An 18364-nucleotide genomic window follows, 5' to 3' on the forward strand; every position below is an offset into this window, starting at 1 on the left:
GCCAATGTACTATTTTAACCGGGGCTGTACACTGTACGGTTTTCATATACGGTATATTTTCAGGCCGAGCCGGCTTGCCGGTCTGATGCGCCACCCGCAGCGCCCTGCTGCAAGCGAAAGTAGGTGATGATTAATGTTCGAGATTATCCGTAAGAACCAACGCGTCATGCAGCTGGTCCTGTTAGTGCTGATTTTGCCATCTTTTGTATTGATTGGTGTCAGCGGCTACTCCAGCTACGTTTCTGGCGATAGCGATATTGTCAAAGTTGGCGATAGCGCCATTACATCCCAGGAATTTGATCGTGCGCGCCGCATGCAGCTGGATGATATGCAGCGCAACAATCCTTCCGGTTTTGATCTGGCCCAGGCCGACAGCCTGGAGAGCCGTCGTGCATTGCTGGAGTCCTTGATTGATCAACGTGTACAAATCGAAGTGGCCACTGCTGATCGCTTTAACGTGTCCGACATTGCGTTGCGCGACTATATCGCTACCATGCCGGAGTTTCAGGAAAACGGCGTCTTTTCACCTGCCCTTTACAGCCAGGTTTTGGCCTCGGCCGGCATCGATACCCGTGATTTCGAGCAAAGTCAGCGTGGTCAGTTGGCCCTGCAACGTGTGCTTGGCCCGGTCGCTGCCAGCACTTCGATGCTGCCTAGCGTCATGAACAAACTGGAAATCGCCCTGACCGAAGAGCGCGGTGTGCGCACTCGCACTTTCTTGACTCGTGATTTTGAACCCGAGGTGCAGATCAGCGATGCAGACCTGCAGGCTTGGTACGATGCCAACAAGCAATCGCTGGAATTGCCACAGCAAGTCAAGGTGGAATACCTGTTGCTGAATGAGGCCGCAGCCTTCAAGGATCTGCCTACGCCCACAGACGAACAGCTCAAGCAGTATTACGAGCAGAACAAGGCACGTTATGTGCAGCCTGGCCGCGTAAATATCAGCCATATTTTGGTGAATGTACCGGCGGGCGCTTCCGACAGCGAACGCGAAGCGGCCCAGACCAAGGCTCGTGAGCTGGCTGAAAAAGCGCAAGCCAATAAAGACGATTTTGCCGATCTGGCGCGTGCTAATTCCCAAGATGAAGGTAGTGCCCGCGAAGGTGGCGAGCTAGGTTGGATTAGCAAAGGTTCCTGGCCCAGCGTGTTGGAAAATGCGGTATTTGCTCTGAAAAAGGGTGATGTGTCCGGCGTGATCGAAGGCCCCAACGGTTTCCATATTTTCAAAAGCAATGAGGTTCAGCCCGAGCAAGGCGAGTCTTTCGAGCAGGCCCGCAGCAAGGTTCAGGAAGAAGTGCGCAAGCAACTGGCCTCTGAGCGCTTTGCCGATATGGCCAGCAAGCTGACCAACCTGGTCTACGACAATGAGGACAGTCTGGAAGCGGCGGCCAATGCCTTGGGTTTGACTTTGAAGCAAGCTGAAGGTATCAGCCGTCAAGGTTTGATTCCTGCTTCGCAAGTAGAGGGTGATCTGGCTGCCGCCAATGGCCCCGATGCGGCCGTGCTGGATGATAGCCGTGTGCGTCAGGCGCTGTTCAATGCCGAGGCTTTGGCTTCGCGCAAGAATGCGGGCGTTGTCGAAGTGTCCCCTGACACCTTGATTGCCTTGCGGGTGATCGACGTAACCGACGCTCATGTGCCTGCGCTGGATAAAGTACGTACGATTGCTGAGGAAAACCTGCGCCGTGAAAAGGCGGCTGCCCTGGCGGTACAAGCGGGTGAAGACTACTTGAAACAGTTGCAAGCCGGTAGCGAACCAGCAAATTTCTCTGCCCAGTTTGCTGTGAGCCGTGCTGAATTCCCGGAAATGGATGAAGCCTTGCTGAACAAGGTTCTGGCCAATCCCGTGGACAAGTTGCCTGCGTATGTGGGTGATCGTCAGCCCCAGGGCTACACCGTCGTGCAGATTCTGAGTCACCAACCCGGCAAGGCGGGCAATCCCGGTCTGAACATGTTGACGGCACAGTTGACGCAAGCCATGGCTCGTACTGAGACCCAAGCTGTTTTGCAGGCGATGCGTGTACAAGAGAAGGTACAGATTCTGCCCGAAGCAGAAAAAGAGTTGACCTCCAGTGGTGAGGATGAATAAGGCGGCTTGAATCAGGGCCGGTAACCCTGGAGCTCTCAGGCTCCAGGGTGTTTTTCAAAGAGCATTCTGATGAATCACACTGATATTTCTCTGGTACGGCGGCGCCTTTTAGGCGCCGCAACTGTTTGGGGCCTGACCGCTCCGTGGCTGGCACAGGCCGCGCCTGGGCAGGGCACGTTCATCGAACGTACTCTGCATCGTCCTGTGCCGGGTGGGGTAGCCGTGCTGGACCTGGGATCAGGTGGCTCAGCCCCGGTGGCGCACTTTAATGGCAACCGTGTTCTGGTAATTCAGGATGCTGACCAGCGCTGGAAAGCGATTGTTGGGCTGGACCTGAAAACCCAGCCGGGCCAGCACAGCATCTCGGTACAGGGGCAGTCGGGTGTGGCGTTCCAGGTGGGCAGCAAGCGGTATCGGGAGCAGCGCATTACCTTGAAAAACAAGTCTCATGTGAATCCTGACCCGCAGCAGCAGGCTCGTTTTGAGCGCGAGTATGAAGAGCAGATGCAGGCCTATGCCAGCTTTCGCAACGAAGGCCCCAGCAATGTGGTCTTTGAAAAGCCCGTTCCGGGTCGCCTGACCAGTCCGTTTGGTCTGCGCCGTTTCTTCAATGGCCAAGAGCGTAACCCACATTCGGGTCTGGACTTTGCCGCGCCTACCGGCACGGCAGTCAAAGTGCCTGCCGATGGGGTTGTCACCATCGTGGCGGACTACTTCTTTAACGGTAAAACCGTATTTGTGGATCACGGCCAGGGCCTGATCACCATGTTCTGTCACTTGTCGGCCTTTGATGTGCGTGTGGGCGATCGTGTCAGCAAGGGCGATGTCGTAGCGCGCTCCGGTGCGACGGGTCGTGCGACCGGCCCTCATTTGCACTGGAACGTCAGTCTGAATAACGCACGGGTGGACCCCGCTATCTTTATTGGTGCATTCTAGGCCTAGTCAGGCGCTGCAAGGTTTTTCATGATCATCGGTTCGGCATATCGACGAGGCTTGCGAGACAGCGCCTCTATCGCTTTGGGCTATGTCCCCGTAGCGATTTCCTTTGGGCTGACGGCGGTACATGCAGGCCTGTCGCCCTGGCTGGCGGTTCTAGTGTCCCTGATTGTGTACGCCGGGGCCAGCCAGTTTATTTTGATCAGCCTGTTGGTCGCAGGGGCGGCCTATCCCAGTATTTTGGGTATTGTGCTGCTTATGAACCTGCGCCATGTGTTCTACGGCCCGACCTTGATGGGCTTTTTCACCGGGCCCAGAACTGTGTCCAGCCTGTTCATGGCTCCAGGTTTGACTGACGAGGTCTTTGCCGCTTCTGCGGCCGGGGTGGCCCGCCAGCCGGCCCAAGAGCAAGAGTCCTGGTACTGTGGCTTGCAGTTAGGCTCTTACCTCTCCTGGGTCTTGGGCACCGCTTTGGGGGCATTCTTTGCCAGCGACCTGCTGGGCCAGTCTCCTGTGCTGGAGAAGACCTTGGGTTTTGTCTTGCCTGCCTTGTTTTTTGCTTTGCTGCTGGAAATCCGCCGTTCCGCACCTTTGCCGGTGCTGGTGGCAGCCGCTGTCGGGGCAGTGCTGGCCATGGCTTTCTTGCCCTCGTATCTGGCCATTATTGTCGGTATGCTGGCCGGCGGCCTAATGGCCTTGCGCCGCGCTTAAGGAGTAGAGATGGATTGGAGTTTTCTGCTCATGATTGTGCTGGCGGGCGTAGGCACATTTTTGATTCGTTACCTGCCTTTGCGCCTGGGTGGACGCCAAGGCAAGGCGGACCCCAGTCGCGTTTCGATCTGGCCGCGCCTGTTTGGCGCTATCGGTCCGGCAGGTGTGGTGTCTTTGCTCGTCGTGTCCCTGATTTCCTTGCTGCGCCCCGAGCAGATGTCCCTGGACTTGCCGCCTTTGCTGGCAGGTCTGGCAGGGGTGCTGCTGGGCCGCCGCTGGCCGGGTGGTATCGCGGGCTCAACACTGACCGGCGTGCTGGCCTACGGCCTGTGCGTGGCTTATGTGGGTGTGTAGATGATCTGGTCGAAGCTCTCTTGCTGATCGATCACGGCAATTTATGTTGGGTAGGCAAGAAGGGGGAGTCGCCTGTTTTTTATTGAGTGTCTGCTGTCAGGTCTCAGACCAAAAAAAACGCCTGCTAGTGAGCGGGCGTTTTTTGTACGGCTGAAAACTGGTTTGCAAGCGGGTTTAACCCTTCACACGCACAATTTTCTGAACTTGGGGTACATGGCGAATTGCCCGAATCACGCGGGCCAGATGGGTGCGGCTATCCACCTGAACGGTTAGGTGCAGCACGGAGGTTGCAGCCGATTCATCCGGCATGGATATATGCAGGATGTTGGAGTCGGCATCGGTAATTTCAGCAGCCAGACGGCCCAGGACACCGCGCTCGTTGATCGCAGTTACATCCAGACGGGTCGAGAGGTGGCGGGCGGTATTGCTGTCCCACATCACCGGCACCCAACGCTCGGGTTCTTTGGCCTGGGCGCGTTGTGCCACAGCACATTCCGCCATGTGAACGACCAGACCGTGACCTAAGCGGATACCACCAATAATGGCGTCACCAGGTAGCGGGCCACAACACGGCGCCAACTGTACGGCCTGCCCCTCGTTACCGTGAATCAGAATCGGTGCCGAGGTGTTGGCACTGATTTCGTCAAATTCTGCGGCAGTAGTTTCCAGCAGGGGATTTTCTGGGGCAAAGCGGCGAGCCACAACGGCTGCCAAGCGTTTGCCCAAGCCAATATCAGCCAGAATTTCTTCGCGGGACGCTGCGCCTGAACCCTTGGCCAGCTTGTCCCAGTTTGGATCGTCGTCCGTAGCATGAGGCAGGCTTAGCTGGTCAAAGGCCTGATCGAGTAGGCGGCGACCAAAAGCTACGGATTCCTCGTATTTAACTGTACGCAGGTAGTGGCGAATTTCCGAACGGGCACGGCCGGAACGGACGTAGTTCAGCCACTGCGCGCTTGGGCGGGCGGCGGGGGAGGTAATGATCTCCACCGAGTCACCGCTTTTCAGCTCGGTGCGCAGCGGGGCAAACTCGCCATTGATCTTGGAGGCAACAGCGTGATTGCCGATGTCGGTATGGATGCTGTAGGCAAAGTCCACTGGCGTAGCACCGCGTGGCAGGGAAATAATCTTGCCCTTGGGTGTATGGACGTAAACCGCATCGGGGAACAGGTCAACTTTGACGTGCTCCAGGAATTCTGTGGAGTCACCCGTCTGGCTTTGGATGTCCAGCAAGGATTGCAACCAGCGGTGCGTACGCTTTTGCAAATCGTTCAGCGTGACGTCTTCTTCTTTGTACAGCCAGTGAGAGGCCACGCCTTCTTCAGCCACGTGGTCCATTTCGCGGGTGCGGAACTGGAACTCGACGGGGGTGCCGTAAGGGCCAATCAAGGTGGTGTGCAGGGATTGATAGCCATTCACTTTAGGGATGGCTATGTAGTCCTTGAACTTGCCCGGTACGGGGCGGTAGAGCTGATGCAGCGTACCCAGGGACAGATAGCACTCGGGCAAGGTATGAACAATGATGCGAAAGCCGTAAATATCCAGCACGTCCGAGAAGGATTTTTTCTGCTCGACCATCTTGCAGAAAATGCTGTAGAGCGACTTTTCACGACCGGAGATTTCAGCATCAATGCCGGCTGCAGGCAGGGCAATCTTGACCGCTTCGGTGATTTTGCCCAGCACTTCACGGCGGTTGCCACGAGCGGCGAGCAGGGCCTTGTGCAGCACCTTGTAGCGATTGGGGTAGATGGCCTTGAAGCAGCGGTCCTGAAGCTCGCGAAACAGGGCGTTCAGGCCCAGGCGATGCGCAATCGGAGCGTAGATATCCAGGGTTTCCTGGGCTACGCGGCGGCGTTTTTCAGGTTTGACGGCGTCCAGCGTGCGCATATTGTGCAAGCGGTCGGCCAGCTTGATCAGGATGACGCGCACATCACGCGACATGGCCAGCAGCATCTTGCGAAAGCTGTCGGCTTGTTGCTGCGTCTTGGTGGCAAACTCCAGGCGTTCCAGCTTGGACAAACCGTCCACAATCTCGGCTACATCAGTACCGAATTTTTCAGCCAGTTCCTGCTTGGTGACGTCCTGATCTTCGATCACGTCATGCAGCAGGGCCGACATCAAGGCGTCGGTATCCAGCTTCCAGCCTGCACAGATTTCTGTGACGGCAATGGGGTGCGAGATATAGGGTTCGCCACTGGCGCGAAATTGCCCCAGGTGGGCCTGATCGGAAAAGCGATACGCTTCCCGTACCCGTTCTACATCTTTCGGGTCCAGGTACTGCGAGATGATCTTGGTTAGCGGAGCCAGTGAGGCAATAGGCGGGTTGGCACTTTCCTGCGCGGATTGTGCCAGTGCCGGGGTGTTCTTTTCTTTAGGCTTGCGACGACCTAGCCGTGAACCCTTTTTAAGGACGGCCAACAGCCCAGACGATGCGCCCCGTAAACCTGAAAATGCCATACCGTGCTCCGCTTGTGCCTATCAGGTAGGAACTTTGCGCAGCATTTCCAGACCGGTCGCGCCGGAGGCGATTTCTCGCAAGGCGGTAACCGTAGGCTTGTTCTTGCTTTCCAGGCGTGGTTCGTGGCCTTGGGCCAGTTCGCGCGCACGGTAGGCGGCTGCCAAGGTGAGCTTAAAGCGATTGGGGACTTGCTCCAGGCAGTCCTCGATAGTGATGCGAGCCATAGTAGACCTGTTATCAAAAAGAAATAAGAAGGAGATCAGCCCTGATTCAGCAGGGCATCTGCGCCTAATTGTTGAAAGAGTTGGCGATGCCGTACTGACTGAGTGGCAGTGCGCAACCGACTGGCCTGCACAATACTCAATAGCTGCTGTAATGCCGTATCAAAATCCTCATTGATAATAGCATATTGACAGTCACGAACATGGGCGATTTCGTGCTCGGCAGCCTCGACGCGGCGGGCAATGATCTCTTCGCTGTCCTGTCCGCGTTTGCGCAAACGCGCCTGCAAGGTGGGCAAGGAGGGCGGCAAAATGAAAATGCCTACGGCTTCGGGGAAATGTTCGCGGGCCAGACGGGCGCCTTGCCAGTCGATTTCCAGCAGCACATCGCGGCCTGCATTCAGGGCTTTCTGAATGGGTTCGCGTGGTGTGCCGTAGTAGTTGTCATGCACCTTGGCCCATTCCAGCATGGCGTTGTCGGCACACATCTGCTCGAAGCGCGCCTTGTCCACAAAGAAGTAGTGTTCGCCGTCGGTCTCACCAGGGCGTGGTGCTCGGGTCGTGGCCGAGATGGACAGCATGATGTTGGAATCGTTGGCCAGCAGGGCGTTGACCAGACTGGATTTGCCCGCCCCGCTGGGGGCGACAACCATAAAAACAGTGCCAGGATAGCTCGTGGACATGGAGAGCAGACTCTAGAAGTAGATTTTTATAAAAGAATTAATTGCTGCTTAGGTCGGTTTGCCCAAACTCAGTCAGGACAGCCATCACACTGGCCTTGTCCGAGCACAAAAAGACGACCGTGTCGTTGGGGTTCATGGAAAACAAAACCTCTTGTACTTCCTGGGCGGCATCGTCGGCCTGGGCGATGGCCATGACGTGCACGTCGCCACCTGCCTCGAATTGTTCGGGGGGGACGATATTGGCAACGGCGTCCAGGTCAGGCTCGCTGATGGCCAGATACGCCCAGATCTTGTGCTCTTGCTCCAGGATGATCTCAAGCACGTAGCCCGAGTCAGTCTGCTCAATGATTTGGCTTTGTAGTTGCATAATTCAGTGGCTATGTCAGGTAAAGGACAGAGTAGCGGTAACAGGTGCATGATCCGAGGGCTGTTCATTGGCACGCGGTTCGCGGTCAATGTCGCAGGCTGAGCAACGGGTTTTCAAGGCATCGGACAACAAGGCATGGTCAATGCGTAAACCGGCGTCGCGGCGGAATGCAAAACGACGATAGTCCCACCAGGTAAACGGGCTGCCGCTCTGCTCAAACAGGCGATAGGCGTCATGCAAGCCCAGTGCCAGCAAGCGCTCGAAGGCGGCCCGCTCGGGCGGGGAGACCAGAACATCATCGGCCCACTTGGCAGGGTCGTGAACGTCCTGGTCAGCTGGGGCAATATTATAGTCGCCCAGGATGGCCAGACGGGGATACTGCTGCAATTCTTTTTCCAACCAGTCGTGCAGGGCGGCGAACCATTCCAGCTTGTAGCTGTACTTTTCGCTCTCGAGCGACTGCCCGTTGGGGCAGTAGGCACAAATCACGCGGACCGGGCCGTCAGGCGATGGGTAGGTGGCGGCCAGCAGACGTTGCTGCGGGTCTTCGTAATTGGGCAGATTGCGCTGCACATCCGTGCCCGGCTCGCGGGAAATCAGGGCGACGCCGTTATAGGTTTTTTGACCTGCCCAGTGAGCGTGATATCCCATTTCCTGAAAAGCCTCCAAAGGAAAACGCTCGTCGGGCAGTTTCAGCTCTTGAAGGCAGAGTACATCGACGGGGTTGGCGGCCAGCCAGTCCAGAACTTGAGGAAGACGGACGTTCAGGGAGTTCACGTTCCAGGTGGTGAGTTTCATGGTGTCAGACAATCTAAATAAAGCAGAGGAAGCCGCTGGAGCGGAGCTTTGTCGGTAGAGGTGGTGCAGAGGCGGCCATCAGCGTGTCGGAAACGGGCAAGAGGGCGTTTAGCGTGCGCGAATGCCGCCATCATATCAGCGCTAGCCAGGGACTGGTTTTAAAGCCAGCGAGGCGATGGGGATGAAATTGACCGCTCGACTTGATCTTTGTTCTAGGTCGTAGTGAAAAACAGACACTCTCGGACAAGAAATTTACCCTCAAACCGTCTGCATGTAACAGCTACAAAGTCAGGGTTCAAGACCTGAATGCCGTTGTGGACAGATTGATGTTTTTAGGGCACTAAAAAGAGGGTTTTTTGCGTAGATCACGCGCCTGCTTGTGTTAAATTGCAGGCCAAGTTGGAACGGTGGGCCAAAAACGATGGAAGTGCTTGGCCGCAGCGCGTGATGCAAGGATTTGCCGTGCAGGAAAAGGGAATAAAAAAATCGCCGTAATGGCGACTTTTTCTGTGTGATCAAAACCGGAAAGAAGGCCAGTTTTGTCTGTCTTGAATGCAAGCAAGATGGAGGCGTGTGCTGGAATCGAACCAACCTGAACGGATTTGCAGTCCGTCACATAGCCAATCTGTCACCACGCCTTTTGTTTTGTCCTGGGACATGTAGAATTATGCCCAAGGACGTAGGGAAAAGCAAGTGTCAAATGACGGGACGTGAAAATCGGTACGATCTGCTGCACGAAAGCGACTGGCGTCCCTCCCTTTTTTTGCCGCCCCTGCGGCGCTCCCTTGTATTAAGGACATGGCATGCAATATCAATTCCCCATTGTGATTATCGATGAGGATTTTCGTTCTGAAAATGCGTCTGGTCTGAGCATTCGTGTATTAGCAGATGCGATCGAGGCTGAAGGCTTCGAGGTGTTGGGAACCACCAGTTATGGCGATTTGAGTCAATTTGCCCAGCAGCAAAGTCGTGCCAGCGCGTTTATTTTGTCCATCGATGATGAGGAGTTCACGCAAGATGGAGACAGCGCCCCGGCGCTGGTCAATTTGCGTGCCTTTATTCGGGCTGTGCGTCGTCGCAATACCGATGTGCCCATTTATGTCTATGGCGAGACCAAAACAGCTCGTCATATGCCAAACGATATCTTGCGCGAGCTGCAGGGCGTCATTCACATGTTCGAGGACACGCCCGAGTTTGTGGCGCGCCACATCGTGCGTGAAGCGCGCAGCTATGTGGAAGGCGTCAAGCCTCCGTTTCTGAAAGCCTTGCTCGACTACGCCGAAGATGGTTCCTATTCCTGGCACTGTCCCGGTCACTCCGGCGGTGTGGCCTTTCTGAAAAGCCCGGTCGGGCAGATTTTCCACCAGTTCTTTGGTGAGAACATGCTGCGTGCCGACGTGTGTAATGCCGTCGAAGAGCTGGGTCAATTGCTAGACCACAACGGGGCCATTGGTGCCAGTGAACGCAATGCCGCGCGTATTTTCAATGCTGATCACTGCTTTTTCGTCACCAATGGCACCAGCACCAGCAACAAGATTGTCTGGCATCACGCTGTGGCTCCCGGCGATGTGGTGGTCGTGGATCGCAATTGCCACAAATCCATCCTGCACAGCATCGTGATGACCGGTGCCATTCCCGTGTTCCTGCGTCCTACGCGCAACCACTTCGGGATTATTGGCCCGATTGCACGCAGTGAATTTGATATCGAGACCATTCGCGAGAAGATCCGCAAGCACCCCTTGCTCTCGCACCTGGATGCCGACACGGTTAAACCCCGCGTGTTGACGCTGACCCAGTCCACTTACGACGGCATTATTTACGACACTCAGGAGATCAAGAATGCCGTGGACGGTTACGTGGAAGTGCTGCACTTTGACGAGGCCTGGATTCCGCATGCGGCTTTCCATCCTTTCTACGGTCAGTTCCATGCCATGGGCAAGAACCGTCCGCGTCCACAAGAAACCATGGTGTTCTCCACCCAGTCCACCCACAAGCTGCTGGCCGGCTTGAGCCAAGCCAGCCATGTATTGGCACAGGACTCGGTAACCCGTAGTTTGGATCGCCATTTGTTTAATGAAGCCTACCTGATGCATACCAGCACCAGCCCGCAGTACGCGATTATTGCGTCCTGCGATGTGGCCGCTGCCATGATGGAGCCGCCCGGTGGACGTGTGCTGGTAGAGGAAAGCATTATTGAGGCGTTAGACTTTCGCCGCGCCATGCGCAAGGTCGAGTCGCAGTTTGATGAGGACGACTGGTGGTTCAAGGTATGGGGGCCGCCAACCCTGGCCGAGGACGGGGTGGGGCAGCCCGAAGACTGGATTATTACGGATGATGTTGAGCACAGCGAGTGGCACGGCTTTGGCCCGCTGGCTGATGGCTTCAATATGCTGGATCCGATCAAGGCGACGATTGTCACCCCCGGTCTGGATCTGACGGGCACGTTTGGTGAAACCGGTATTCCAGCCTCTATCGTGACCAAGTTCCTGGCGCAGCGTGGCGTGATCGTGGAGAAGATTGGCCTGTACAGCTTCTTTATCATGTTCACCATCGGTATTACCAAAGGCCGTTGGAATTCCCTGGTGACAGCCTTGCAGCAGTTCAAGGACGATTACGACCGTAACTTGCCCGTCTGGCGTGTTCTGCCTCAGTTCGCGCGTCAGTATCCTTGCTACGAAGAAATGGGCTTGCGCGATTTGTGTCAGCACGTGCACCAGTTGTACGCCAAGCACGACATTGCCCGTCTGATGACCGATATGTATCTGTCGGATGTGGTGCCTGTCATGCGTCCGGCTGATGCCTTTGCCTGCATTGCGCAGCGTCGTACTGAACGGGTCGAGATTGATCAGTTGGAAGGTCGCGTGACGACCAACCTGATCACTCCTTACCCGCCGGGTATTCCGCTCTTGATTCCGGGTGAAGCTTTCAACAAGACGATTGTGGATTTCCTGAAGTTCTCGCGTGAACTGCACCGCCAGTGTCCCGGCTTTGGTACGGATATCCACGGTTTTGTGGAAGAGGTCGATGCCTCGGGTCAGAAGCGTTACTACGTGGATTGCGTGGCGCAGTAAAACAGTTTGCTATCCAAGGCCGGGGCTGGGCATCGGTCTTTGGCTAGGGCTGTAAAGCAAGCGGGCCTGGTGATGGACCTTCAAGATTTTGGAAAATATCCAGATTTGAAGCGTCTTTAATCAGGCCCGGTTTTTATGGGCGGTTTGCCTGCGACCAATTCTTGTGACAGGTTCTTGTTGCAGCGTTTCGCTATAGACTCTGGGCCGTGCGCAAAGCACATTCCAGCAAACGCGAGGTCAGGATTTGCGGGTCGCGGTCTGCCCGCAAAATCGCGACAACCCGGCGGTGCAGGCTCGGTTGCTCAATCGGGTATTTGTGCAGATTGTGCTCGTGCAGCAGGCTGTCGGGAATGCGACTGGGCAAGATACAGTCTCCCAATCCTGAGGCGACCAGCCGTAACATGGCGTCGATGGTTTCGACTTCCGCCACAAATTCAGGGTGCAAGCCGCTGCTATGAATCATTCGGCGCAGGGCGTAGTGAGGCGGAAACCCGATCAGGCGCAAGGCCTGGTGGTTTAAGTCTGCATTTGGAAATGGCTCCTGTTTGGCGGAGATACGGCACATTTGGTCGTCAAATAAAGTGTGCGAGACCAAGCCACCACAGTCCACTGCCGAGTCGTATACAAAACCGACATCGGCCTTGCCGTTTGCCACCAACGCCACCACTTCGGGCGAGCTGCGCCCCAATAAGGATAAATTCACGGCCGGGTGTGAGCTCATGAAAGCGGCAGCCACATCGGACATGAAGTAGTAGCTCAATGTGTGTACAGTGGCCAGCCTTACTGTGCCTGAATTGACGCCATGGTCCTGGCGCATTGCATGGATGGCGCCGTCAATACGACTGTAAGCGGGTTCAATGGCCTGGCGCAGTAGCTCGCCTGCGTCATTCAGGCTGACTCCGCGTCCGGTGCGGGTAAACAGGACCTGTCCCAGGCTTTGTTCCAATGTGTTTAATTGTTTGCTCAGGCTGGATTGGCTTTGTCCCAGATCATCAGCCGCTTTGCTGACCGAACCCAGTTGTGCGATGCGTAAAAAGCATCGCAAGGAACGATCCAGATTGTCGATGGAGCGGAAATCATGCATGCCATTGTCTCTTTATTGTTTTACTTAAATGCGCGAAAAGTGAGTTTTTACTGGGGACCTTGGGTTGGGGTGGGGAGTGGTGTTTGCAGACCAGTTATTTTGACTGGAATTGTCTATGAAAAAGCCCTGTTTTTAATTGCCTTTATTTTGTTCTAACATCGTCTAATTTGCATCCATAATGCACTCATATTATTAAAAAATTGATTTGTGGTCTAATCATTGATATAATAAAGAAATCGGGGCACTAAGGGCAGTGCCCCCTGGCGATATTGAGCAGGAGTTATTCGTGAGCAAATCGAAACCAGTACGTCGTAAACAGGCCTTTGAGGTTGAGCCCCTGAATTGGGTGGCTCCCAAGAAAGCAGTTGTAGAAACCGATCAGGAAGCCAAGGTGGACGCGTCCAGCGACCAGGCTCAGGACAACTAAGTTCTGACTGTAGGTGTAAAAAGCGCAAGCCATGGTGCTTGCGCTTTTTTTATGCCTGCCGGTTTGGCACTAAGACCAGCGGCGATGGGCCTGGGTAGGGGGCAGATGTCCTTGCTCCAGCAACTGTAGGCTGGCCTGTTCAAAGCAATTCCAGGTGGCCAAGGCCAGTTGTGAGCCGGTGCTGACACGGCGTACGCCAATGGCTGCCAAATCAGGCACGTTCAGCCCCGGATGAATCAGCAGCACATTCACGGGTGTCGGTGCCAGTGCCTGAACTACGTGGGCAATATCGTCCAGCTCGCGTAAACCGGGGGCGTAGACCACATCGGCACCGGCCTGGGCAAAGGCTTGCAGCCGGGCTATGGTTTGCTCCAGATCCAGCGCGCCAATCAGCATGCCTTCGCTGCGTCCCACTAGTAGAACGTCCTCACCACTGCTGCAAATGGCTTGCTTGGCCGCCTGGATGCGGGCCACGGCCAGATCCAGTTCGTACAGCTCGTTGCCTTGGCGATCTTCGATGGACAAACCTGCAATGCCGGTATCAATGGCCAGACGGACGTTTTCTGCGACCTGTTTCGGCTCATCGGCAAAACCGTTTTCAAAGTCGGCATTGAGCGGCAGGTTTGTGCTGGCCGCCAGTTGCCGCAAATGTGCCAGCAGGGCATCGCGGCCCACTTCAAAATCTTCCAGGCCGTTTGACCAGGCAAAAGCGGCGCTGCTGCTGGCAATCGCCTGAGCACCCAAACGTTCCAAGCGTTTGGCTCCCCCTATGTCCCAAGGGTTGGGCAAAACCAGTAAGCCGCTTTCATGCAAGGCTCGAAAACGGCGGCGTTTGTCCTGTGTGCTGATTGTCATGCCGAACTCCTGAGAACAAAAAACGCAAACCGAAGTTTGCGTTTTAATGCCTGGCCACGTTCTATTTTTTCTTGGCTTTCTTGCGGATAACCAGGACGGGGATTTCCGAGTAGGTCAGGACATGCTGTGTTTCGCTGCCCAAGAGCAGACGCTTGTAGCCCTTGCGGCCATGCGAGGACATGACGATCAGGTCGGCTTTTTGTTTTTCAGCGGTAGAGATAATGGCATCGGCCACCAGTTCTGATTTCACCACCAGGCCTTTGACTGAAACGCCAATATCTTTCCCGGCTTGTTTGACGGCAGCCAATTCGGATTGCGCGTGCTCTACCCAGGAGGCTTCGATACGGCTATCCAGCTTCTGGTCAATAATGGGGCCGCCTTCCAGATAGCTTTGTCGATAGCGCGGAATGACGCGCAGAGCCAGCAATTTGGCGCCGCTGGTCTTGGCCAGATTCAGTGCATGGGTGACGGCGTGGGCGGACAGTTCTGAGCCGTCGGTACATACCAGGATACGCTCGTACATGAGGGGGAATCCTATAAAAAGGGTTATCAAGAACGTGTCTTGTGGGTAAGGTATCAAACCATACTGCGAATTACGGTCTTTGTGTCTGCTTTACGGTTTTCCATGGCAGCCGTGTATATTCGAGTGGACGTTTTGTCAGCTTGGCTTTTTTATGCTGGTTATCATATCCCAAAGGGATTGAGGGAGATTCATATGAAAGAAGTAGTGGTAGTCCAGGCATGCCGTACCGCGATTGGTGATTTTGGTGGTGGATTAAAGAATGTGTCGCCAATCGAGATGGGAGCCACGGTGTTGCGCGCGGTACTGGACAGAAGTGGCGTATCAGCGGCAGACGTCCAGCATGTCGTGATGGGGCAGGTCATTCAGACCGAGCCGCGCGATATGTACTTGTCGCGTGTGGCCTCGGTGCAGGCTGGGGTGGGGCATGGAACACCGGCCATGAACGTTAACCGTTTATGTGGCTCGGGCCTGCAGGCTATTGTGTCGGCCGCGCAGGGCATTTTGCTCGGTGATGCCAAGGTGGCCTTGGCAGGCGGTGCAGAAAGCATGAGCCGTGCTCCTTATATGTCCAGCGCACATCGCTGGGGCGCTCGCATGGGCGACTCGGTCATGATGGACATGATGACCGGCGCGCTGACGGATCCCTTTGATCGCGTTCATATGGGTATTACGGCTGAAAACGTAGCTCGCCAATACGGCGTAACCCGTGCCGATCAGGACGAGCTGGCACTGGAATCGCACCAGCGTGCGCGTCGCGCAATCGAACAAGGCTACTTTAAAGAGCAGATCGTACCCATCATCCAGAAAAGCCGTAAGGGCGAGATCGTGTTTGATCAGGACGAACACGTACGCCTGGATGCCACGATGGAGAACTTTACCGGTTTGAAGCCCGTGTTCCTGCCCGACGGTGGCAGTGTGACGGCGGGCAATGCCTCCGGTCTGAATGACGGTGCGGCCGCTGTTTTGTTGATGTGTGCCGAAGAGGCGCGTCAACGTGGTCTGAAGCCATTGGCCAAACTCGTGTCTTGGGGCCATGCCGGTGTCGATCCCAGCATCATGGGCATTGGCCCTGTGCCCGCAACCCGTGTGGCGTTGGAACGTGCCGGTTTGAGCGTGTCGGACCTGGATGTGATCGAGTCCAACGAAGCTTTCGCCGCCCAGGCTTGCGCGGTAGTACGTGAGTTGGGCTTGGACCCGGCGCGCGTCAATCCCAACGGCAGTGGTATTAGCCTGGGCCACCCTATTGGGGCGACCGGCGCGGCCATTACCGTCAAGGCTTTGCATGAATTGCAGCGCGTTCAGGGTCGTTACGCGCTGGTCACCATGTGTATTGGTGGCGGCCAAGGCATTGCGGCGATTTTCGAGCGCTCTTGAGCTTGTTGATTGTCCCTCTCTAGGCCTCGTTTAGAGAGCAAGAAAGCCGGAAGTGGTACTAAACCACTTGCCGGCTTTTTTTGCGGCACATAACAGTAAATCTTACAAAACGCCGACCTGATTATTTGTTTTGTAGTGGCCCCTAAGCATCCGGCCAATTGCATCGAATTGTTTTACAAATTATACGTGGCTTGTGTGGCTGAACACGGAGCCACTTTTTTCTCTCGTCAGAATAAAAGGAGGTTCGTATGCAAGAAGTCGTCCTGGTTCAGGCGTGTCGAACCGCGTTTGGTAACTTTGGTGGTTCGTTACGGAGTGTGCCCCCCGTTGAGATGGGCGCTGCTGTTATGCAGGAAGTGTTGGGCAGAAGCGGCGTATCTGCCTCGGAGGTGGAGCAGGTGGTGATGGGGCAGGTGGTGCTGACCGAGCCCCAGGATATCTATTTGGCTCGGGCGGCCTCCATGAGGGTGGGGGTCGCTCATGAGGCTGTTGCGATGAGCGTGAATCGTTTATGTGCATCAGGTTTGCAGGCCATTATTTCGGCAGCGCAAGCGATCGTATTGGGTGAGGCCCAGGTGGCTTTGGCTGGCGGTGTTGAAAGCACCAGTCGAATACCGTATATGGCGACCTCCCAGCGTTGGGGGAGCCGCATGGGTAATGTGGCCTTGGTGGATGTTTTGTCGGAAATTTTTATCAGCCCTTTGACTCGGGAGCATGTGGGGGTGACGGGGGAGAATGTCGCCAGAAAGTACGGTGTGTCTCGTTGTGAACAGGATCAGTTGGCCCTGGAGTCGCATCGTCGAGCGGCGCGTGCCATTGAAAGCGGATACTTTAAAGAGCAGATCGTTCCGATGGTGGCCCATGAGGGGACCGTCTTCGAGCAAGATGAGCATGTCCGGCATGATGGGAGCCTGGAGCAGCTTGCCGCCTTGAAGCCTATTTTCCAGAGCGACGGGGGAACGGTGACGGCTGGCAACATTCTGGGTTTAGCGGACGCGGCGGCGGTGGTGCTGATGATGGAAGAGGGGCAGGCGTGTCGTCAAGGCTTGAAACCCATGGGCAAGCTGCGCTCATGGGCGCATGCGGGCGTGGATCCACAACTTGCGGGAATGGGGCCGGTGCCATCGACTCGCTTGGCGCTTAAGCGAGCGGGGCTGACAGTGGCCGATATTGATGTGATCGAGTCCAATGAGGCGTTTGCGGCACAGGTGTGCGCCGTTACCAAAGAATTGGATTTTGATCCAGAACGTGTCAATCCGAATGGCGGCAGCATTAGTATGGGCCATCCTTTGGGGGCGACAGGGGCGGCACTCGTGGTCAAGGCTTTGCATGAGTTGCAGCGTATCCAGGGGCGGTATGCGCTGGTAACCATGTGTCATGGCGGCAGCGAAGGAGTGGCCCTAATTATCGAGCGCCAGTGAGCCGTTGCTCATCAAGTGATCGCTGTTATGATGGCGCCTTGCTAAAAAACGCCGGAAGGGGCGCAATGTCACCTTCCGGCGTTGTTTTCTCTGTCTGCAGGGTATGTCCAGGTTCAGATTGCTGAGGGAAAGTTGCTTCTGCCTGAACCGGGGTGCCTGACTGATTTGCAAGGAAGAGTTTCATGGCTGGTGAGCAGGGGGACGATAGTCCTACGTTGTCGGAAAGCGAGGGGATCCGTTATCTGCACTTTGGAACGGAATGGATTCAAGGTGCCATGCGCATTCGCAAGCCCGCTGAATTGGTCTTGGCCTATACACAACAAATGATGGCCTGGCTGTTGTTTACGCCAGACCCCAAGCCCGAACACAAGCTGGCCATTCTGGGCCTGGGGGCGGGATCCTTGTTGCGCTTCTGTCTGAAGCAGACCGACAGCCAGGTGCAGACGGTGGAATGGAACCCGTCTGTAATTGGGATGTGTCATGCCTTTTTCCGTTTGCCACGTAGCCCACGCTCCCTGATTGATCAGGCTGATGCCGGGGTCTGGGTGCAAGACAGCGATCAGCACGGCCAATATCGCGCCTTGATGGTGGATTTATACGACGCCCATGCCGAAGGCCCGGTGCGCGACAGTTTGGAGTTTTACCAGGATTGTCGTGCCATTCTGGATGACGAGGGCATTATGACCGTCAATCTTTTTGGTGCGCATCCCAGCTTCAAACACAATATTGACAATATTCGTGAAGCCTTCAATGGCAAAGTCTTATTGTTGCCCGAGATGGACGAGGGCAACCAAGTGGTTCTGGCCTTCAAGGGCAGCACACTGGAGATGACGGCCGGAGAGCTGCTCAATCGGGCCGAGCACGTGCAGGCCGATTATGGCTTGCCGGCCACGCGTTGGGCCAGGGAACTGTTGTCGTTTCGTCGACAGATGCTAGACCAGTAAAGTGTTGGGGCAGGGATTACCTCAAGGGGCAAAGTCCTGCTGTTCGCG

18 protein-coding genes and 1 tRNA gene are annotated in these 18364 nt (G+C 55.7%); 10 read left to right on the forward strand and 9 right to left on the reverse strand.

The features are described from left to right. Nucleotides 1-133: 133 nt before the first annotated feature. The 4 genes from LNA76_RS03755 to LNA76_RS03770 all read left to right on the forward strand — a co-directional run bounded on the left by LNA76_RS03755 (nucleotide 134) and on the right by LNA76_RS03770 (nucleotide 4093). The gene (locus LNA76_RS03755; protein ID WP_230017972.1) at nucleotides 134-2092 is read left to right on the forward strand and encodes a SurA N-terminal domain-containing protein; all 1959 of its coding nucleotides are present in this window, start codon (nucleotides 134-136) and stop codon (nucleotides 2090-2092) included. 69 nt (nucleotides 2093-2161) lie between these two features. Next, the gene (locus LNA76_RS03760) at nucleotides 2162-3028 is read left to right on the forward strand and encodes a M23 family metallopeptidase (RefSeq protein ID WP_230017974.1); all 867 of its coding nucleotides are present in this window, start codon (nucleotides 2162-2164) and stop codon (nucleotides 3026-3028) included. A 27-nt stretch (nucleotides 3029-3055) separates the two neighbouring features. Further along, entirely contained in the window at nucleotides 3056-3739 is a 684-nt protein-coding gene (locus LNA76_RS03765) for an AzlC family ABC transporter permease (RefSeq protein WP_125276757.1), read from the forward strand. A 9-nt stretch (nucleotides 3740-3748) separates the two neighbouring features. Next, complete coding sequence (locus LNA76_RS03770; protein ID WP_230017976.1) at nucleotides 3749-4093, forward strand: AzlD domain-containing protein; 345 nt, start codon at nucleotides 3749-3751, stop codon at nucleotides 4091-4093. A 174-nt stretch (nucleotides 4094-4267) separates the two neighbouring features. Here LNA76_RS03770 and LNA76_RS03775 read toward each other — a convergent pair whose 3' ends face one another. The 6 genes from LNA76_RS03775 to LNA76_RS03800 all read right to left on the reverse strand — a co-directional run bounded on the left by LNA76_RS03775 (nucleotide 4268) and on the right by LNA76_RS03800 (nucleotide 9255). Further along, nucleotides 4268-6547 (reverse strand): RelA/SpoT family protein, encoded by a 2280-nt coding sequence (locus LNA76_RS03775; protein WP_094196872.1) that lies wholly within the window; start codon nucleotides 6545-6547, stop codon nucleotides 4268-4270. 21 nt (nucleotides 6548-6568) lie between these two features. After that, nucleotides 6569-6772: a DNA-directed RNA polymerase subunit omega gene (gene rpoZ, locus LNA76_RS03780; protein WP_003799665.1), complete on the reverse strand. Its 204-nt coding sequence runs from the start codon at nucleotides 6770-6772 to the stop codon at nucleotides 6569-6571. 35 nt (nucleotides 6773-6807) lie between these two features. Beyond that, nucleotides 6808-7452, reverse strand: coding sequence for a guanylate kinase (gmk, locus tag LNA76_RS03785; protein WP_230017978.1), 645 nt, complete (start codon nucleotides 7450-7452; stop codon nucleotides 6808-6810). A 37-nt stretch (nucleotides 7453-7489) separates the two neighbouring features. Beyond that, nucleotides 7490-7819, reverse strand: a complete 330-nt coding sequence (locus LNA76_RS03790) for a hypothetical protein (protein WP_094196870.1) — start codon at nucleotides 7817-7819, stop codon at nucleotides 7490-7492. 15 nt (nucleotides 7820-7834) lie between these two features. Continuing rightward, a complete protein-coding gene (gene xth / locus LNA76_RS03795; RefSeq protein ID WP_094196869.1) occupies nucleotides 7835-8617 on the reverse strand; it encodes an exodeoxyribonuclease III in 783 nt (260 codons plus the stop codon). Nucleotides 8618-9181: 564 nt separating this feature from the next. Beyond that, nucleotides 9182-9255 (reverse strand) — tRNA-Cys (locus tag LNA76_RS03800). A 165-nt stretch (nucleotides 9256-9420) separates the two neighbouring features. Between LNA76_RS03800 and LNA76_RS03805 the strand changes: the two genes are divergently transcribed. Further along, nucleotides 9421-11688, forward strand: coding sequence for an arginine/lysine/ornithine decarboxylase (locus LNA76_RS03805; protein WP_094196868.1), 2268 nt, complete (start codon nucleotides 9421-9423; stop codon nucleotides 11686-11688). 190 nt (nucleotides 11689-11878) lie between these two features. Here the strand turns inward: LNA76_RS03805 and LNA76_RS03810 are convergent, their stop codons facing one another. Continuing rightward, nucleotides 11879-12772 (reverse strand): LysR family transcriptional regulator, encoded by an 894-nt coding sequence (locus LNA76_RS03810; protein ID WP_108727550.1) that lies wholly within the window; start codon nucleotides 12770-12772, stop codon nucleotides 11879-11881. Between LNA76_RS03810 and LNA76_RS03815 the strand changes: the two genes are divergently transcribed. Both LNA76_RS03815 and LNA76_RS03820 read left to right on the forward strand, forming a co-directional pair. Then, the gene (locus tag LNA76_RS03815; RefSeq protein WP_230017980.1) at nucleotides 12767-12928 is read left to right on the forward strand and encodes a hypothetical protein; all 162 of its coding nucleotides are present in this window, start codon (nucleotides 12767-12769) and stop codon (nucleotides 12926-12928) included. The genes LNA76_RS03810 and LNA76_RS03815 overlap by 6 nt on opposite strands. Before the next feature lie 130 nt (nucleotides 12929-13058). Further along, nucleotides 13059-13199, forward strand: a complete 141-nt coding sequence (locus LNA76_RS03820) for a hypothetical protein (protein ID WP_159063934.1) — start codon at nucleotides 13059-13061, stop codon at nucleotides 13197-13199. Between the two features lie 69 nt (nucleotides 13200-13268). On the opposite strand, the gene LNA76_RS03825 is transcribed toward LNA76_RS03820, so the two are convergent. Continuing rightward, nucleotides 13269-14054 carry an isocitrate lyase/PEP mutase family protein gene (locus LNA76_RS03825; protein ID WP_094196866.1) on the reverse strand — a complete coding sequence of 262 codons (786 nt, stop codon included), beginning with the start codon at nucleotides 14052-14054 and terminating at the stop codon, nucleotides 13269-13271. A 61-nt stretch (nucleotides 14055-14115) separates the two neighbouring features. Continuing rightward, on the reverse strand, nucleotides 14116-14577 hold the full coding sequence (locus LNA76_RS03830) for a universal stress protein (RefSeq protein WP_009457090.1): 462 nt from the start codon (nucleotides 14575-14577) through the stop codon (nucleotides 14116-14118). 192 nt (nucleotides 14578-14769) lie between these two features. Between LNA76_RS03830 and LNA76_RS03835 the strand changes: the two genes are divergently transcribed. The 3 genes from LNA76_RS03835 to LNA76_RS03845 all read left to right on the forward strand — a co-directional run bounded on the left by LNA76_RS03835 (nucleotide 14770) and on the right by LNA76_RS03845 (nucleotide 18316). Further along, entirely contained in the window at nucleotides 14770-15951 is a 1182-nt protein-coding gene (locus tag LNA76_RS03835; protein WP_094196865.1) for an acetyl-CoA C-acyltransferase family protein, read from the forward strand. 248 nt (nucleotides 15952-16199) lie between these two features. Next, entirely contained in the window at nucleotides 16200-17372 is a 1173-nt protein-coding gene (gene bktB / locus LNA76_RS03840) for a beta-ketothiolase BktB (RefSeq protein WP_125276759.1), read from the forward strand. 182 nt (nucleotides 17373-17554) lie between these two features. Next, the gene (locus tag LNA76_RS03845; protein ID WP_094196863.1) at nucleotides 17555-18316 is read left to right on the forward strand and encodes a spermidine synthase; all 762 of its coding nucleotides are present in this window, start codon (nucleotides 17555-17557) and stop codon (nucleotides 18314-18316) included. Nucleotides 18317-18364 lie beyond the last annotated feature (48 nt).

This window comes from Alcaligenes sp. MMA, from assembly GCF_020907215.1.
GTDB lineage: Bacteria > Pseudomonadota > Gammaproteobacteria > Burkholderiales > Burkholderiaceae_B > Alcaligenes > Alcaligenes aquatilis.

Bases quoted from the DNA above. Each gene is read 5' to 3' on its own strand.
- LNA76_RS03755 (WP_230017972.1), top strand. From the start codon at position 134: ATGTTCGAGATTATCCGTAAGAACCAACGCGTCATGCAGCTGGTCCTG.
- LNA76_RS03760 (WP_230017974.1), top strand. From the start codon at position 2,162: ATGAATCACACTGATATTTCTCTGGTACGGCGGCGCCTTTTAGGCGCC.
- LNA76_RS03765 (WP_125276757.1), top strand. From the start codon at position 3,056: ATGATCATCGGTTCGGCATATCGACGAGGCTTGCGAGACAGCGCCTCT.
- LNA76_RS03770 (WP_230017976.1), top strand. From the start codon at position 3,749: ATGGATTGGAGTTTTCTGCTCATGATTGTGCTGGCGGGCGTAGGCACA.
- LNA76_RS03775 (WP_094196872.1), bottom strand. From the start codon at position 6,547: ATGGCATTTTCAGGTTTACGGGGCGCATCGTCTGGGCTGTTGGCCGTC.
- rpoZ (WP_003799665.1), bottom strand. From the start codon at position 6,772: ATGGCTCGCATCACTATCGAGGACTGCCTGGAGCAAGTCCCCAATCGC.
- gmk (WP_230017978.1), bottom strand. From the start codon at position 7,452: ATGTCCACGAGCTATCCTGGCACTGTTTTTATGGTTGTCGCCCCCAGC.
- LNA76_RS03790 (WP_094196870.1), bottom strand. From the start codon at position 7,819: ATGCAACTACAAAGCCAAATCATTGAGCAGACTGACTCGGGCTACGTG.
- xth (WP_094196869.1), bottom strand. From the start codon at position 8,617: ATGAAACTCACCACCTGGAACGTGAACTCCCTGAACGTCCGTCTTCCT.
- LNA76_RS03805 (WP_094196868.1), top strand. From the start codon at position 9,421: ATGCAATATCAATTCCCCATTGTGATTATCGATGAGGATTTTCGTTCT.
- LNA76_RS03815 (WP_230017980.1), top strand. From the start codon at position 12,767: ATGCATGCCATTGTCTCTTTATTGTTTTACTTAAATGCGCGAAAAGTG.
- LNA76_RS03810 (WP_108727550.1), bottom strand. From the start codon at position 12,772: ATGCATGATTTCCGCTCCATCGACAATCTGGATCGTTCCTTGCGATGC.
- LNA76_RS03825 (WP_094196866.1), bottom strand. From the start codon at position 14,054: ATGACAATCAGCACACAGGACAAACGCCGCCGTTTTCGAGCCTTGCAT.
- LNA76_RS03830 (WP_009457090.1), bottom strand. From the start codon at position 14,577: ATGTACGAGCGTATCCTGGTATGTACCGACGGCTCAGAACTGTCCGCC.
- LNA76_RS03835 (WP_094196865.1), top strand. From the start codon at position 14,770: ATGAAAGAAGTAGTGGTAGTCCAGGCATGCCGTACCGCGATTGGTGAT.
- bktB (WP_125276759.1), top strand. From the start codon at position 16,200: ATGCAAGAAGTCGTCCTGGTTCAGGCGTGTCGAACCGCGTTTGGTAAC.
- LNA76_RS03845 (WP_094196863.1), top strand. From the start codon at position 17,555: ATGGCTGGTGAGCAGGGGGACGATAGTCCTACGTTGTCGGAAAGCGAG.